This window comes from Streptomyces sp. TRM49041, assembly GCF_008271805.1.
In the GTDB taxonomy this organism is placed as follows: domain Bacteria; phylum Actinomycetota; class Actinomycetes; order Streptomycetales; family Streptomycetaceae; genus Streptomyces.
Genome location: NZ_VSRY01000074.1, coordinates 11,066 through 27,419, shown reverse-complemented (window position 1 = coordinate 27,419; position 16,354 = coordinate 11,066). Strand labels below are relative to the sequence as shown.

At 72.7% G+C, this 16,354-nt stretch carries 14 protein-coding genes; 6 read left to right on the top strand and 8 right to left on the bottom strand.

The genetic code is table 11. The annotated features are described in order from the left end of the window. Entirely contained in the window at window positions 1-906 is a 906-nt protein-coding gene (locus FVS66_RS05215; RefSeq protein WP_149179801.1) for a LysR family transcriptional regulator, read from the bottom strand. A 74-nt stretch (window positions 907-980) separates the two neighbouring features. Here FVS66_RS05215 and FVS66_RS05210 point away from each other — a divergent pair, with 74 nt between their 5' ends. Beyond that, window positions 981-1,982: a DMT family transporter gene (locus FVS66_RS05210; protein ID WP_187645394.1), complete on the top strand. Its 1,002-nt coding sequence runs from the start codon at window positions 981-983 to the stop codon at window positions 1,980-1,982. Here the strand turns inward: FVS66_RS05210 and FVS66_RS05205 are convergent. After that, window positions 1,973-3,307, bottom strand: a complete 1,335-nt coding sequence (locus FVS66_RS05205; protein ID WP_149179799.1) for an aminotransferase class I/II-fold pyridoxal phosphate-dependent enzyme — start codon at window positions 3,305-3,307, stop codon at window positions 1,973-1,975. The two genes, FVS66_RS05210 and FVS66_RS05205, sit on opposite strands and share 10 nt — an antisense overlap. A 35-nt stretch (window positions 3,308-3,342) precedes the next feature. Between FVS66_RS05205 and FVS66_RS05200 the strand changes: the two genes are divergently transcribed. Further along, the gene (locus FVS66_RS05200) at window positions 3,343-4,050 is read left to right on the top strand and encodes a pyridoxamine 5'-phosphate oxidase family protein (protein ID WP_262386817.1); all 708 of its coding nucleotides are present in this window, start codon (window positions 3,343-3,345) and stop codon (window positions 4,048-4,050) included. Between the two features lie 324 nt (window positions 4,051-4,374). Here the strand turns inward: FVS66_RS05200 and FVS66_RS05190 are convergent, their stop codons facing one another. Next, a complete protein-coding gene (locus FVS66_RS05190; protein WP_149179825.1) occupies window positions 4,375-5,361 on the bottom strand; it encodes a DMT family transporter in 987 nt (328 codons plus the stop codon). A gap of 184 nt (window positions 5,362-5,545) precedes the next feature. Continuing rightward, on the bottom strand, window positions 5,546-6,535 hold the full coding sequence (locus FVS66_RS05185; RefSeq protein WP_149179797.1) for a DMT family transporter: 990 nt from the start codon (window positions 6,533-6,535) through the stop codon (window positions 5,546-5,548). Window positions 6,536-6,575: 40 nt separating this feature from the next. Between FVS66_RS05185 and FVS66_RS36740 the strand changes: the two genes are divergently transcribed. Further along, a complete protein-coding gene (locus FVS66_RS36740; RefSeq protein WP_187645393.1) occupies window positions 6,576-7,025 on the top strand; it encodes a hypothetical protein in 450 nt (149 codons plus the stop codon). Window positions 7,026-7,417: 392 nt separating this feature from the next. On the opposite strand, the gene FVS66_RS05170 is transcribed toward FVS66_RS36740, so the two are convergent. Continuing rightward, a complete protein-coding gene (locus FVS66_RS05170; protein WP_149179796.1) occupies window positions 7,418-8,035 on the bottom strand; it encodes a PadR family transcriptional regulator in 618 nt (205 codons plus the stop codon). Window positions 8,036-8,185: 150 nt separating this feature from the next. On the opposite strand from FVS66_RS05170, the gene FVS66_RS05165 reads away from it, so the two are divergent. Continuing rightward, window positions 8,186-8,995 (top strand): PhzF family phenazine biosynthesis protein, encoded by an 810-nt coding sequence (locus tag FVS66_RS05165; RefSeq protein WP_149179795.1) that lies wholly within the window; start codon window positions 8,186-8,188, stop codon window positions 8,993-8,995. A 93-nt stretch (window positions 8,996-9,088) separates the two neighbouring features. Here FVS66_RS05165 and FVS66_RS05160 read toward each other — a convergent pair whose 3' ends face one another. Continuing rightward, window positions 9,089-9,838, bottom strand: a complete 750-nt coding sequence (locus FVS66_RS05160; protein WP_149179824.1) for a type II CAAX endopeptidase family protein — start codon at window positions 9,836-9,838, stop codon at window positions 9,089-9,091. 150 nt (window positions 9,839-9,988) lie between these two features. Further along, complete coding sequence (locus FVS66_RS05155) at window positions 9,989-11,512, bottom strand: glutamate-cysteine ligase family protein (RefSeq protein WP_149179794.1); 1,524 nt, start codon at window positions 11,510-11,512, stop codon at window positions 9,989-9,991. Window positions 11,513-11,996: 484 nt separating this feature from the next. Here FVS66_RS05155 and FVS66_RS05150 point away from each other — a divergent pair, with 484 nt between their 5' ends. Further along, window positions 11,997-12,662 (top strand): hypothetical protein, encoded by a 666-nt coding sequence (locus FVS66_RS05150; RefSeq protein ID WP_149179793.1) that lies wholly within the window; start codon window positions 11,997-11,999, stop codon window positions 12,660-12,662. Between the two features lie 328 nt (window positions 12,663-12,990). Continuing rightward, complete coding sequence (locus FVS66_RS05145; RefSeq protein ID WP_149179792.1) at window positions 12,991-13,197, top strand: DUF5999 family protein; 207 nt, start codon at window positions 12,991-12,993, stop codon at window positions 13,195-13,197. A gap of 115 nt (window positions 13,198-13,312) precedes the next feature. Here the strand turns inward: FVS66_RS05145 and gcvP are convergent, their stop codons facing one another. After that, window positions 13,313-16,198: an aminomethyl-transferring glycine dehydrogenase gene (gene gcvP / locus FVS66_RS05140; protein WP_149179791.1), complete on the bottom strand. Its 2,886-nt coding sequence runs from the start codon at window positions 16,196-16,198 to the stop codon at window positions 13,313-13,315. Window positions 16,199-16,354: the final 156 nt, after the last annotated feature.

Sequence of the window (16,354 nt, the reverse complement as noted above, 5' to 3'; positions counted from 1 at the left end):
TCATCCGGCGACGGCCCCACCCGCCTCGCGCAGCGCCTCCACTGCCGCCCTGATGGACGGCCGCCGGTCGGCGTCGGCACGCCACACCGCGTAGATGTGCCGCCGCATCTGCTGCCGGACGGGGACGAGAACGACGCCGTCCGGTACGGGCCCGCGCCCGAGCCGGGGTGTGACGCACACTCCGAGACCGGCCTGGATGAGCGCCAGCTGCGTGTGGTGCTCACCCGCGAGGTGCGCGATGCGCGGCTCTATGCCCTTGGAGCGGAGCGTGAACACCAGCCAGTCGTAGCAGAACTCGCCCTCCGGCCAGGACACCCAGTCGTCGTCGGCCAGATCCTCAAGGGCGACCTCCGCCCGCCCGGCGAGCGGATGACCGGCGGGCATGGCGACGTCGGCCGCGTCGTCGAGAAGCGCGGCCTGGGCGAGCCCGCCCGGCACCGGCAGGCGCTTGTTGCTCCAGTCCAGGACCACGGCGAGGTCCACGTCCCCCCGGAGCACCTGACGGATCCCGTGCTCGGGCTCCAGCTCACTGGTCCGCACCCGCAGCTCCGGGTGGCTGGCGCGCAGAGCGGTGATCGCCCGAGGGAACAGGCCCCGCGCGGCCGTCGGGAAGCCGGCAAGCCGCACCTCCCCCACGGCCTGGCCGCGCTGCGCCTCGATGTCCGCCTGCGCGAGCTCGACCTGCGACAGGATGCGCGCCGCGTGGTCGGCCAGCAACTGCCCCGCGTCGGTGAGCCGGACACCCCGCCCGTTCTTGGCGACGAGCTGCTGACCGACCTCACGCTCCAGCTTGGCCAGCTGCTGCGAGACCGCGGACGTGGTGACGTGCAGTCCGTCGGCGGCGCCGCTCACCGAGCCGTGGCGGGCGAGGGCGTCCAGGGTCCGCAGGCGCTCCAGATTCAACATGTAAGCGATGCTAATGCAATCAGTGGAGAAAATCTCGCTTGTACTACGAGATCGCGAGGGCCATGGTGGTCGGTATGAGCACCGCGACCCCTCCCCGCGCCCCCTCCGCCGCCCCTCCCGGCAGACCAGCCGCCGACGCCCCGCCACGACGCGCCCACCGCGTCGACTGGCGGGTCCGGTTCGCGCTGCTGGCGCTCGTCTGGGGCTTCAGCTTCCTCCTCATCAAGATGGGCACCCAGGCGTACGCGCCCTTCCAAGTGACCTTCGGGCGACTGCTGTTCGGTACGGCGGTGCTCGCCGTCGCCATGGCGGTCAGGCGGACCGGGCTGCCGCGCGGCGCCCGCACCTGGGGGCATCTGACAGTGGCGGCGTTCTTCCTGAACGCCCTGCCGTTCTCGCTCTTCGCGTTCGCCGAGCTGACCATCCCGTCGACGCTCGCGGGCATCTGCAACGCCACATCGCCGCTGTGGGGCATGGCCCTGTCCATGGTCGCGCTCTCCGAGGACCGGCCGACGCGGCGCCGGGTCGCCGGGCTGGGGCTCGGCTTCATCGGTGTCCTGACCGTGCTGGGCGCCTGGCAGGGCTTCTCCGGGCTGGACGTCGGCGGCACCGCGATGGCGCTACTGGCCTCGCTCAGCTATCCGATCGGCTGGATCTACGTGCGCCGCACGCTGGCGGGCCGCAGCGAGTCGCACCTCTCGCTGACGGGCGCGCAGCTGACGCTGGCGACGGCACAACTGGCGGTCGTGACGCCGCTGTTCACCAGCCTGCCTGCCGCGTACCCGGTGGTGCCACTGCTCGCGGTCGTCGCGCTCGGCGCGCTTGGCACGGGCTTCGCGATGCTGATCCAGTACGGCATCGTCGCCGAGGTCGGCCCCACGACGGGGCAGATGGTCACGTACTTCATCCCGGTCATCGCCACGGCCGCGGGCGTGACACTGCTGGACGAGCGGCTCACCTGGAACACCCCGGTCGGCGCACTGATCGTGCTGGCGGGCGCGGCCCTCACACAGAGCCGTGCCACCACGGCACCCCGCGAACCGCGCAAGCCCCGTGGGCCGCACCCTCAGCCGTAGGTCCGCGCAGGCACCGGGCCGGCCGCCGCCGCGACCGCCCCGGCGAGCAGCTCGATGTCGGCCGCCGTCAGGCCGGACACGGTCAGCCGCACTCCGGGCGGCGACACCATCCGGAACCGGGCGCCCGGCGCGACCGCCCACCCCGCGTGCAGCAGCCGGGCCGCGAACCCGGTCTCGTCGCTCACCGGCACCCACACGTTCATCCCGCTGCGCCCGTGCGCCTCGACGCCCCGCACCTCCAGGGCACGGATCAGCGCGTCCCGCCGCTCCCCGTACGCCCGCGCGACGGCCGGCGCGTCGACGGCGCCCGTCTCCCACAGGTGGACGACCGCCCGCTGGAGCAGCCGGCTCACCCACCCGGGCCCGAGCCGCTGACGCCCGAGGACCCGGTCGACGGTGACCGGGTCTCCGGTGAACGCGGCGACCCGGAGGTCCGGCCCGTACGCCTTGGCGACCGACCGTACGAAGGCCCACCGGTCCGTCACCCCGGCGAGCGGGTGGAGCGGCAGGTCGACGAAGCCGTGCCCGTGGTCGTCCTCGACGAGGAGCACGTCCCGGTGGCGGGCCAGCACCTCCCGCAGCCGCTCGGCCCGCTCGGCGCTCAATGCCGCGCCCGTCGGGTTCTGCGCCCGGTCGGTCACGATGAACGCCCGCGCCGCGTCGTCCCGCAGGGCCCGTTCGACGTCACCCGGCAGCGGCCCCTCGTCGTCGACCCGGACGGGCACGGCCCTCAGCCCTAGCGCCGGCACGAGGTCGAGCACGCTGCCCCAGCCCGGGTCCTCGACGGCCACCACGTCCCCGGGCCGCAGGTGCGCGGCCAGCACGCGTTCGATCGCGTCCAGGGCACCGGAGGCGACGGCGACCGGCCCGTCCGGCACCCCGTCGGCGTGCAGCGCGGCCCGCGCGAGCCGGGCGAAGTCCTCGTCCACCGGCACCTCCCCGTACAGCGTGGGCAGCTCGTCGTAGCGGCGCGCGGCGGCGGCCAGCGCGGGCCCGAGGGGCGGCAGCAGGGACGGGTCCGGGTTGCCCTTGGCCACGTCCCTTACGCCTTCGGGGGCGTCGATCCGAATGGCGTCGCGCGCGGTGGTGGCCGGCCGGGGCCGTACCCGGCTCCCCCGGCGCCCCGCGGTCTCGATGACCCCACGCTCGCGCAGCGTCCGGTAGGCCGCCGCGACGGTATTGGGATTGACGCCCAGCTCGGCGGCCAAGTCCCGCATGGGCGGCAGCGGTTGACCTGGCGACAGATCTCCCGCACCCACCCCGCGCTCCACACTCGCCGCGATCTCCGATGCGCGCCGCCCACTGATCCGATATTCTCCTAGCACAAATCAGATTATGCACTAGTGCAATGGAGGACGCAATGCCGGAGACTGCGACGACCGCAGGCGAGGCGACGCCGGAAGCCCACGGATCGTACGAGCCGACGGACCGCACCATCCCGACCCGCGGCCGTCCGAAAGCGTCGTACGACCGGGCCCTGGTCCACTCGATACTCGACGAGGGGTACGTCTGCCATCTGGGGTTCGTCCGCGACGGCGCGCCCGTCGTGCTGCCGACGCTGTACGGCCGGGTCGGCGAGCGGCTGTACGTGCACGGCTCCACGGGCTCGCGCCCCCTGCGCATGGCGGGCGGCCCGCGGCAGCCGGACCCGGGCATCGCGGTCTGCCTGACGGTGACGCACGTCGACGGCCTGGTGCTGGCACGCTCGGCGTTCCACCACTCGATCAACTACCGCTCGGTCGTGGTCCATGGAGTCGCGCGGCAGGTCACGGACCCGGAGGAGAAGCGGACCGCGCTCGACGCGCTCGTCGACCACGTCGTGCCGGGCCGCTCGTACGACTCCCGGGCCGCCAACGCCAAGGAACTGGCCGCGACCGCCGTCCTCCGCCTCGACCTGGAGGAGGTTTCCGCGAAGGTCCGCACCGGCGGTGTCAACGAGGAGCCCGAGGACCTGGCACTCCCCCACTGGGCGGGCGTCATCCCGCTGGTCACCGGGTACGGCACGGCGGTCCCGGACAAGGACCTGGACGCTGCCGTCGCCCTGCCCGACTACCTCGCCGCCCTCTGAGGAAGCCGCGGCCACGCTCATCCGCCCATGGGACGCGGCGCACGAGGCGGCGGAGTGGCGGGACCGGCTCACCCGCCACGACTTCGGCCGGCTCGCGGTGAACGGCGCGCCCGGCGTGCCGCCATGGGTGCAGCCGCTGCACTTCCGGTACGACGCCGGGCCCGGCCCGTGGGCCGCGCCCGTGGAGGGACCACCCGGCCGCCTCCTGCCCGGCCCGCGCCTGGAAGTGGGCGACCTACGCACCAGGTTCACGTACGCCCTGCACAAGCCCGAGCCGGTACAGGACAACATCGCCGCGGGCCTCGCCGCACGCGGCGGCCCCCGTCAGACCAGCGCCTCCGCCGCCTGCCCGTCGGTCGCCCTCCGCCGGGCCGCGGCAACCCGGGTCTCGGCGGTGGCGAGGCCGGCCACGGCGGCGAGGAGCAGCAGCGTGCCGGTCACGGTCGCGGCGGTCAGCCGCTCGTCCAGCAGGACGACGGCGATGACCGCGGCGCTCACCGGCTCCAGGAGCATGATCACAGACACGGTGGCCGCCCGCACCACGGCCGCGCCCGCGAAGTACAGGGCGTAGGCCAGCGCGGTGGGCACGGCGGCGACGTACGCAAGCAGCGCCAGCACCTGAACGGGCTCGGCGGTGTGCGGCATCAGCCCCTCAGCCGCGGCGAGGGGCAGCAGCCCCACCGCGCCCACCGCGAACGCCCAGGTGCTGGTGGTCAGCGCGTCGCCGCCGCCCCCGTCGCGGCCCAGCCACCGGGTGAGCAGCGTGATCCCCGCGTACGCGGTGGCCGAGAGCACCGCGAGGGCGACCCCGGCGGGCCGCACCGTCCCGGCGTCGCCGCCGAACACCAGTACCACGAGTCCGGTCAGCGCACCGCCGACCGCGGCGACCCCGCCGCGTCCGAGCCGCTCGCCCATGGTGAGCCGGGCGCCGACCGCGATGAGCACGGGGCCGGCGCCCAGCGTGACGACGGTGCCGACGGCGAGCCCGGTGGCGTCGACGGCGGCGAAGTAGGCGCTCTGGAAGACGGTGAGGCCGATTCCCGTACCGAGGACGCGCAGCAGCTTACGGCGGCGCGGCTCGACGCTCCCGGGCGTCCCGGCCGCGCGTGCCGCGGTCCCGCTCGGGCGCCCTCGACGCAGGGCGAGCACGCCGAGCAGCAGTGCGAGACCGCCGACACAGCGCCAGAAGGAGAGGGCGAGGGCACCGAGGTCGCTGATCCGGAACACCAGCGAGGCGGCCGCCCCGGCGGTGCCCCAGGCGATACCGGCGACGATCAGATAGACGAGGCCGCGCCCCACGGGGGCGGGCATGGACGTACGGACGTGGTTCGACACGTGACTTCTCCGGATGAAGACGGGTTGGCCGGCTGCTCTGATCCGTACGCGGGCAGCGACGAACCGCTCGGGGACTGCCCGAGCCCGGTCTTCGTCAGGTGATGGCGGCCCGCGTTACGCGGCAGGCGGCGGAAGTACGGTCGAATGCATGGTCGGCACCTTACGTGCGGGGCTGTGCGGCGGACAACCGCTCCTCGTCGGCGGGTGCGGGTTCCCCGCCCGCGACCGGCCCGGGCGGCGGCGCCTTGGGTGTGGAGGACTGGGCTATGAAGGCGCCCAGGAGGACCACGGCGCCGCCGAGGATCTGCGGTGCCGACAGATGCTCCTGGAGCAGCACCCACGCCAGGACGGTCGCGATGACCGCCTCCAGACAGGCGACCACTCCGGCCACCTGCGGGGAGAGCCTGCGCACGGAGACAACCCCGGTGACGTACGCCAGTACGGTCGCGATCAGCACGATCCAGCCGAGCAGCAGCCAGGCGGGCGCGGCCGTGCCGCCCAGGTCCGCGACGCCCCCGAGGACGCTCCAGTCCATGCCCCACGGGCGGGCGACGGCGGTCAGGACGGCGGCGCCGATGAGGAGCCCGTACGCGATGACGCCGAGCGGGTCGGCGGGGCGGTCCCCGTCGGTGCCCTGGTCGGACAGGACGAAGTAGCCGACCTGGCAGCAGGCGGCGCCCAGGGCGAGGACGAGCCCGAGGACGTCGAAGCGGAGCCCGGACCACACCTCGACGACACAGGCCAGGCCGGTGACCGCGAGGACGACGCCGAGCGCGGCCGCCCGGGTCACGGGTCGGCGCTGGACGAACCGGACCCAGCCGAGGACGAGAGCCGGGGCGAGGTACTCGATGAGCAGCGCGACACCGACGGGGATACGGGACAGCGCCGCGAAGTAGAAGGCCTGGACGCCCGCGACGGCGAGGAGCCCGAACCCGGCCAGGAGTGCCGGCTTGCGGCGCAGCAGCTCGCGGTGGCGCCAGGCGACGGGCAGCATGACGAGCGCGGCGCCCGCGACCCGTAGCCACACCACGTGCAGCGGGTCGAGGCCCGCCTCGATGAGCGGCTTGGCCGCGACGCCTGATCCACCGAAAGCGAACGCCGAGGCCAGGGCCAGTCCCAGGCCGGCGCTTCTCACCTGAGACGCGTGCATCGGCACATGATGGCAGGAGGACGTCAGGAGCGTAAAGGCTGTGACACCTGTTGAGACGGGCGGGCGATCCGCATGGCGAGCGGGCCCCTCGTCCGACCCCCGCGCGGGTCGGCACTTCGACGGCCCGGCACTCCGGGTCGTCGACGAATCCGGCGAGCAGATCCAGTACGTCCGCCCGTACTTCGCCGCACGCCTCGGCGCGGGCGAGGGCGCCCTCCATGGCGGCGACGGTGGCGGGCGACCAGCCGGACCCCTCCGCCACGTCAGGCACCCCGGATGCCGCAGCCTCCTCGGGCCCCGCGCCGTCCCGTACGACGACGGGTACTGCCCCGGAGTCCTCGACCGAGCCCTGCCGGCGGAGGCCGTAGCCGATGCTGCGCTGGACGAGAAGGCCGAGGACGCGGGCGACCTGCGCCCCGCCGCCGACGACGGCCCGCACCTCAGGACCGGGCTCCAGGACTCGGCGGAGATCTGGCGCCCCGACACCTGACAGGCCGCCAGTAATGCTCCTTGGCCCTCGTACGGCTACGACTTCCGCGAGCTGACGCGGAGAAGCGGAGGAGGGGCGGTGGCCGAATGGCCGAGGTCAGTGCGGAGGCGCGGATCGAGGCGCCGACCGGGGAGGGTCCGGGCCCGGGTGACGGACTTCAGTACGCACGGCCGGTGGAACACGTCACACACCGGGTTCCCGGAAGGAGCGGCGGTCACGCCGGCCGTCGGCGCGACCTGGTGTCCATGATGGCGAGCCGGCTGAAGGAGTCCGCGTCGGCGCCCTCACCGAGTCGCTCGGCAGACTGGCGGCGCCGATGTCCTGACCGCCCGGCGCGAGCAGGCCGGGTCCCGCACACCACAGCGCGCGGGACCCGGCGTCCGCCCGACGGTTCAGTCCTCGTCGGCCAGGATCAGATAGAGCCTCTTGCGGGCGTCGTTGATGACACCCAGGGCCTTCTGCCGCTGCTCGGGGGAGCCGGTCTTCCAGACCTGACCGAATGCCTCCAGCAGTCCGAAGCCGGCCTGCCGGATCTCGTTCATGGACTCCCAGTCGATACCCTTGCCGGCCTCCTCCCAGGGCGCGTCCGGACCGGACCCGGCCTCCTCGCGCCCGGCGTCGGTGAGCGCGAACAGTTTCTTGCCGCCCTCGCTCCGGCTCTCGATGAGCCCCTCGTCCTCCAGGAGCTGGAGGGTCGGGTAGACCGATCCCGGGCTCGGCTTCCAGGCCCCGCCGCTGCGCTCGGCGATTTCCTGGATCATCTCGTAGCCGTGCATGGGGCGGTCCTTCAGCAGCGCCAGGATGGACGCCCGCACATCACCGCGCCGCGCCCTGCCCCGGCCACCGCCACGCCCCCGCCCGCCGAACGGCCCGCCGAAGCCGGGACCACCGCCGAAGCCGGGACCGAACGGGCCGAACGCGGCACGGCGCCCCTCGAACTCGCCCTGACCGTGACGTCCCGGCCCGCAGTGGCCGTGTCCGCGCCCCTGCCCGTGGTCATACGCATGCATCACTACGCTCCCTCCATCGTTGATCTGTCGCGATGCTTCAACGATATATCGGAATAGGTCGCTCGCCAACGACTCACGGCATGATTTCCGGTCCAGCGACGACGAATTGGCCTTGGCCTGTGGTTTCACCCAGGCCATACGGTCGTGTCCATGCGGATTCGTATCGTCGACGCCTTCACCGACCGTCCCTTCTCCGGCAACCCCGCGGGCGTACTGCTCCTCGACGCCTTCCCCGACGACCACCGGCTCCAGAAGGTGGCCGCGGAGGTCAACCTCTCCGAGACCGCCTTCGCACACCCGCTCCCGCCCGGCGGCGACGCCGACTGGGCGCTGCGCTGGTTCACCCCGGTCACCGAGGTCGACATGTGCGGGCACGCCACTCTGGCCACCGCGCATGTGCTGCACACCACCGGCCGGGCCACCGGCACCGTGCGCTTCGCCGCCCGTTGCGGTGTCCTCACCACGACGGCGGGCGAGGACGGCACGATCACGATGGACTTCCCCACCTCCACGCTCACCCCGGTCGACGCGCCCGAAGGTCTCGCGGACGCGCTCGGGGCCGAGGTCCTGTCCGTGCACGACACGGCCGCCCACATCGGCGACCTGCTGGTGGAGCTCCGGGACGAGAAGGCCGTACGGGCACTGGCCCCGGACCACGCCACCATCGCTGAGCTGTCAAAGCGGGGTGTCATCGCCACGGCCCCGGCCGAGGACCCGGCACGCGGCCATGACTTCGTGTCGCGCTGCTTCTTCCCCCGCGTCGGCATCGACGAGGACCCGGTCACCGGCAGCGCGCACACGGCCCTGGCCCCGTTCTGGTCGGCCCGCTTCGGCCGGGACGACCTGACCGGACTCCAGGGCGGCGCCCGTACCGGAGTCGTACGCACCGCCCTGCGCGGCGAGCGCACGCTGCTGACGGGCAGGGCCGTCACGGTCATCGAGGGCGACCTGCTCGTCTGAGGGGACGTCGGCCGGGACGCGGACCCGGCCGACGTGACCGTCCGGCCGGGCTCGGAGCCCGGCCGGACGGTCACGGCTCGGTCGGCCGCCGGCTCACGGCTCGGGCAGCCAGCCGACCTTTCCCTTCAGCAGCCCGTACCCGACGAACGCCACGATGTCGAGCAGCGCGTGCGCCACCACCAGCGGCCCGACCCGCCCCCACCGCCGGTACAGCAGCACGAACACGACGCCCATGGCCATGTTGCCGATGAACCCCCCGATGCCCTGGTAGAGGTGGTACGAGCCGCGCAGCACCGAGCTCGCGGCCAGCGCCGCCATCGGGGACCAGCCCAGCTGCCCCAGCCTGCGCAGCAGGTAGCCGACGACGATGACCTCCTCCACGACGGAGTTCTGGATCGCCGAAAGGATCAGCACCGGGTACTTCCACCACTCCCCGGGCAGCGCCTCGGGCACCACTGTGAGGTTGACGCCGATCCCCCGCGCCACCAGGTAGAAGGCGAGCCCCGTGCTGCCGATCGCCGCCGCGACGAGCGCCCCTCGCCCGAGGTCCGGCCAGGGCGCGCGCCGGTCGAAGCCGATCGCCCGCATCCCGGCGCCCTCCCGGAGCAGCAGATGTGCGACCAGCACGACCGGCACGAGGGCCGTGGCGATGTAGAACAGCTGCAGGGAGAGGTCCAGCCAGGGCCGTCCGGGGGCGATCGAGCCGTTGAGGGTGGCCGTCTGCTCCTTCAGGCCGCCGGGCTTCGTCAGCGATCCGACGAAGCTGATGAGCGAGTGGACCGCGCTCGCGCCGAGGGACAGCGCCAGCACGATCAGCGTCTCGGACCGCAGGGTCCTGTGCATGTCACCGGTCGCCGGAATACCGGCCCCTCCGGCCGCCCGCTCTCCATCTGTCCGCACGCCAGCCTCCGTTCGTGGATCTCGCGCGGTCCAGCTTGCCCGACGGCGGCACGCGGTGTGCGAACGGGTCCCGGTGGACGCTCCGGAGCCTCCTCAGCGGGTCCGTTGCGGGTACGGCCCCGGGAAGCGTACGGACCAGGTGTGGACGGGGTCGCCGCGCAGCGCCAGCTCGCGGTAGCGGCGGGCGGTGGCGGTGAGCGCCGCGTCCCGGTCGAGGCCCGCCTCCTGGGCCCGGTGGAATGTCTCGACCTGCCAGGAGGCGCCGTTCACGCGGCGCCGGCACCGCTCCTCGATGATGCCGAGGCTGCGGTCCCGGTCGGCGGGTTCTATGCCCCAGGCGTCCAGGCCGGCGGCGGCGAGCGGAAGCAGTTCGTCCCGTACGAGCTTCACGGCGGGTACGGCGGTGACGCCGCCGCCGCGGCCGGGCCGGGGCCAGCGCAGCTCGGCGTCGATGCCGTACCGGCAGGCGGCGTCGAAGTTGGCGGCCGCGTCGGCGAAGGGCGTCCGCTTCCACACGGGCCTGCTGTCCTCGGCGAGCGCGCGCACGAGCCCGTAGTAGAAGGCGGCGTTGGCGATCACGTCGTCGACGGTGGGCCCGGCGGGCAGCACGCGGTTCTCGACGCGCAGATGCGGGATGCCGTCCATCACGCCGTACACGGGCCGGTTCCAGCGGTAGACGGTGCCGTTGTGCAGGACGAGTTCCTGGAGGGAGGGGACGCCCCCGTCGTCGAGGACGCGCAGCGGGTCCTCGTCGTCGCAGAGCGGCAACAGGGCGGGGAAGTAGCGCAGGTTCTCCTCGAAGAGCTCGTACGCGGACTCCACCCACCGCTCGCCGAACCAGGTGCGCGGCCGGACGCCCTGCGCCTGCAGTTCGGGCGGCCGGGTGTCCGTGGCCTGCTGGAAGAGCGGCGGCCGGGTCTCGCGCCACAGCTCGCGGCCGAACAGGAACGGCGAGTTGGCGCCGACCGCCACCTGGACCGCGGCGACGGCCTGCGCCGCGTTCCACACGTCGGCGAAGCGCGCCGGGGTGACCTGGAGGTGCAGCTGTACGGAGGTGCAGGCGGCTTCGGGGGTGATGGAGGCGGCCGTGCAGCGGAGCCGCTCGACGCCGTCTATCTCCAGGGCGAAGTCCTCGCCTCGGGCGGCGACCATCTGATCGTTGAGCAGCATGTAGCGGTCGACGTCGGAGATGTTCGCGAGGTCCACGTCCTGCCGGGTGAGCGTGGGCAGAATGCCGATCATCACGATGCCGGCGCCCAACTCCTCGGCCTTGCGTTGGGCATATCCGAGGCCGGTGCGCAGTTCCTCGGCGAGCCGCGAGAGAACGTGGCCGCCGAGCCGGTGCGGGGCGATGTTCACCTCCAGATTGAACATTCCGAGTTCGGTCTGGAAATCCCGGCTGGCGATGCGCTCCAGCACCTGGGTATTCATCATCCGGGGCAGGCCGTCGGCGCCGGCCAGATTCAGCTCGATCTCGAGCCCCATGAGATTCCTGGGTCGGTCGAACCGCTTCTCCGCGAAGAGCCGGTCCAGTGCCTGGAGACACCGCCGCAGCTTCCTCCGGTACCTCTGCCGATCGGCCAGGTCGAACCCGCCCGCCACGACCTTCTCCCCCATCGAAGTGTCCCTCCTCGAGTGGGCGGCACGCGGTCGCCGCTCGCGTCAGGGACGATGATGCCCAGCCCGGACGATCCGTAACTCCGACGTGGAGAGGGCTTCGCCACTAGTCTGGCCCGATCGGGCGTCCGGCACATTCCGGAGGCATGGCACGGCTAGCAGATCTCTCCGGGCGGCGTGGTGAAAAACGTCAATGAGATTCAGCCGTCCACGCTGCGGAGAATATTGCAGGCAGGAGTCGCGCACCCCAGGAATATGCGGAGGAAAAGGCCGGGAATCGAGACGTGATGCGGCCTTGACGGAGTTATCGGGAACGGCTAGCCGAAACACGACGTGAACATTTGTCGTATAAACTCCGCCCACGAGGCTGAGACCCGGCGCCCCGGCATGGCGCCCCGGACCCCCTTCGGCCCCGCTGCTGACAGCGCCGTCCGCACCCACCCACGCTTCACCCCCCTGTCTCTTGATTGAGAGGCGACCCACCATGCCGCTTCACGTCTCCCAGGCGCCCACGCCTGCCCTGCACAGCGTCCTCGCGGCCCTCGGCTCCCCCGCCGTCCGCGAGGCCAGCACCCCAGCGCTGCGCTCCGTCCAGGGGCCCCTCACCGCGGAGGTCCCGCTACCCGTCCATGTCCTCGACGTTCTCGACGTTCTCGACGTTCTCGATGTTCCCGACGTTCCCGATGTTCCCGACGTTCCCGGTGTTCCCGGCGTCGCCGCCCCGGCCCCCGGACCGGCCGGCACGCCCCGCACCCGGCTCGTCGGCTGGCGGTTCCTGATCCGCGGCGGGCAGCTGTCCCTGGCCGCCGCGGACACCCTGCCCACGCCCGGCGGCTGGTCCTTCTCGCACTTCTTCGAGGGGCCGTACATCGCCTCCACGGAACGGGCCCTGCGCCAGGCCGAGGCGGTCCAGTCCTCCTGGCAGCCGCGTCTGCTGTCGGTGCCCGAGCTGTACATGCTCACGCTCTGGCTGCACGGCGACACCGAAGCCGACCCCGCCGGGGGCGCCCCGGACGGGGCGGACGTGCTGATCCCGCTGGCGCCCGCGCCGCCCGGGATCGCCGCGCACCGCCCGCAACGGGTCGCGGACCTGCTGCCGCGGCTCGCCGTACGGCTCGTACCACCGCCGCTGCTCGGCTCGACGGCCTGACCACCACCGGAGAACAGGCCGCTCAGCGGGTGCCCCACGCCCCTCCGGGGCGTGGGGCACCGTGCTGCGGATCCTGCGTACACCCCCTGACCCGTGCGGACTAGTCCGCTTCGGCCACGCCGAACCACCCGAAGTGACAGGGTGGTTGGGTTGAACCATCCGCGCGGGTGATACGTCCTTCAGCAGTAAGAAGAGCTGCCGCGAAATCCCTGCGGAATCAGGCCCGTGGGGCAACACTGGGAACGGACCGATCGAAAGACGGGGGGCGGCCATGAGCAACGCATCGAGCCGCAGGACAGACTCCACACCGCAGCGAAAGATCCCAGCCATGTGCCAGCACCAGCCATCCTGCCCGACCGCCGACTCCGCCGACCGGGAGGCCGCCCGAGTCGTGGTGCACCACCCGGAGCAGGGCTGGAGCCTGCTGTGCAACGGCGTCCTCCTCTTCGAGGACACCGGCGAGCTGCTGCCGGACGGGCAGATCATCGCGCCGCACCGGCCGCTGACCGCGGCGCGGGTGGCGACGGCCGCGTAGCGCCCGGTGACACGGCCGGACACCGGAACGGCGAAGGGGCCGGTGCGGAGGTGACCACCTCCGCACCGGCCCCGACGCCTACCTCACCTGCCGCGGCTACCGCGTCAGCTCAGCCTCAGGCGTCGTACTCGTCGAGAGGCGGGCAGGAGCAGACCAGATTGCGGTCGCCGAAGGCCCCGTCGATCCGGCGCACCGGCGGCCAGTACTTGTCGGCGGCCGGGACACCGGCCGGGAAGACGGCCTCCTCGCGGCTGTAGGCGTGGTTCCACTCACCGCCGAGCGCGGCCGCCGTGTGCGGGGCGTTGCGCAGCGGGTTGTCGTCGCCGGGCCACTCGCCGGAGGCGACCTTCTCGATCTCGGCGCGGATCGCGATCATCGTGTCGCAGAACCGGTCGAGCTCGGTGAGGTCCTCGCTCTCGGTCGGCTCGATCATCAGCGTGCCGGCCACCGGGAACGACATGGTCGGCGCGTGGAAGCCGTAGTCGATCAGGCGCTTGGCGATGTCGTCGACGCTGACGCCGGTCGCCTTGGACAGCGGGCGCAGGTCGATGATGCACTCGTGCGCCACCAGCCCGCCCGGGCCCGTGTACAGAACCGGGAAGTGCGGCTCCAGTCGCTTGGCGATGTAGTTCGCGGCCAGGACGGCGACCTGTGTGGCCCGCTTGAGGCCCTCTCCGCCCATGAGCCGCACGTACGCCCAGGAGATCGGCAGAATGCCGGCGGAGCCCCACGGCGCCGCCGAGATGGGTCCGACGCCCGTCTCCGGGCCGGCGCTCGGCTGGAGCGGGTGGTTCGGCAGGTACGGGGCGAGGTGGGCGCGGACGCCGACCGGGCCGACGCCGGGGCCGCCGCCGCCGTGCGGGATGCAGAACGTCTTGTGCAGGTTCAGGTGCGACACGTCGCCGCCGAACTTGCCGGGCTTGGCCAGGCCCACCAGCGCGTTGAGGTTCGCGCCGTCGACGTACACCTGGCCGCCCGCCTCGTGGACCTGGGCGCAGATGTCGGCGACGTGCTCCTCGAAGACTCCGTGCGTCGACGGGTACGTGATCATCAGCACGGACAGCTCGTCACGGTACTGCTCGATCTTGGCGCGCAGGTCCTCGACGTCGATCTCGCCGTCGTCGGCGGTCTTGACGACGACGACCTTCATCCCGGCCATGACGGCGGACGCGGCGTTGGTGCCGTGCGCGGACGACGGGATGAGGCAGACGGTGCGCTGTGTGTCGCCATTGGCGCGGTGGTACGCCCGGACGGCGAGGAGACCGGCGAGCTCGCCCTGGGAACCGGCGTTGGGCTGGATCGACACGTTGTCGTAGCCGGTGACCTCGGCGAGGCGCTCCTCCAGCTCACGGATGAGCGTGAGGTAGCCCTGCGCCTGCTCGGCGGGGGCGAAGGGGTGCAGCTGACCGAACTCGGGCCAGGTGACCGGCTCCATCTCGGTGGTCGCGTTCAGCTTCATCGTGCAGGAGCCGAGCGGGATCATGCCGCGGTCCAGCGCGTAGTCACGGTCGGCGAGCTTGCGCAGGTAGCGCAGCATCGAGGTCTCGGAGCGGTGCGCGTGGAAAACGGGGTGGGTCAGGTACGCGTCGGTGCGCAGCAGGCCCTCGGGCAGCGCGTCGGCGGTCTCGGCGTCGAGTGCCTCGATGTCGCCGGACACGCCGAAGGCGCCCCAGACGGCGGAGAGCTGGGCGCGTCCGGTGGTCTCGTCGCAGGCGACAGAGAGGTGGTCGGCGTCGACGAGGTGGATGTTGACCCCGCCCTCACGGGCGGCGGCGACGACCTCGGCGGCCCGGCCCGGCACACGCGCGGTGAGGGTGTCGAAGAACGTGCCGTGGACGATCTCGACGCCGCCGGCGCGCAGCCCGGCGGCGAGGATGGTCGCGTAGCGGTGCGTACGCCGCGCGATCTCCTTCAGGCCGTCGGGGCCGTGGTAGACCGCGTACATGCCGGCCATGACGGCGAGGAGCACCTGGGCGGTGCAGATGTTGCTGGTGGCCTTCTCGCGGCGGATGTGCTGCTCGCGCGTCTGGAGGGCCAGGCGGTACGCCTTGTTGCCGTCCGCGTCGACGGAGACGCCGACGAGGCGGCCGGGCAGGCTGCGGGCGAAGGTGTCCCGTACAGCCATGTAACCGGCGTGCGGTCCACCGAAGCCCATCGGGACGCCGAAGCGCTGGGTGGTGCCGACGGCGATGTCGGCGCCGAGCTCGCCGGGCGAGGTGAGCAGGGTGAGCGCCAGCAGGTCGGCGGCGACGGTGACGATCGCGCCCAGCTCGTGGGCGGCGTCGACGAGCGGCTTGAGGTCGCGGACGGCGCCGGTGGCGCCGGGGTACTGGAGCAGCACGCCGAAGACACCGCGCTCGGCGATCTCGGCGGGGATGCCGTCGCTCAGGTCGGCGACGACGACCTCGACACCGGTCGGCTCGGCCCGGGTCTCTATGACGGCGACGGTCTGCGGCAGGGCGTCGGCGTCGACCAGGAAGACACCGTTCTTGACCTTGCCCACGCGCCGGGCCAGCGACATGGCCTCGGCGGCGGCCGTGCCCTCGTCGAGGAGGGAGGCGCCGGAGGTGGGCAGGCCGGTCAGGTCGGCGACCACGGTCTGGAAGTTGAGCAGCGCCTCCAGGCGGCCCTGCGAGATCTCCGGCTGGTACGGGGTGTATGCCGTGTACCAGGCGGGGTTCTCCATGACGTTGCGGAGGATGACCGGCGGCGTGAACGTGCCGTAGTAGCCGAGGCCGATCATCGGGGCCAGGACCTGGTTCCGGTCCGCGAGGGCGCGCAGCTCGGCGAGGACCTCGGCCTCGGAGCGGGCCTCGGGCAGGGCGAGGGCCTCGGTGCTCTTGATCACGTCCGGCACCGCGGCCGCCGTGAGCTCGTCGAGCGAGCCGTAGCCGACCTGCGCGAGCATCTTGGCGCACGCCTCGGCGTCAGGACCGATGTGGCGCTGCTCGAAGGGGGTGCCTCGCTCGAGCTGGGAGAGCGGAATGCGGTTGGCGGTCATGTACGGGGGCCTCCTGGTCATAGCGACCTTCGAGGGGCACCGCGGCGCGGGTGCCCGGACGGCCTCCCCCTCTGTCATCTCAACCTGAGAGCTTCACCATGCCCGGCCCGGCGGGGGTCGGCGCACGGCTTTCACCGTCGGTGAGAGCGGGTGCCG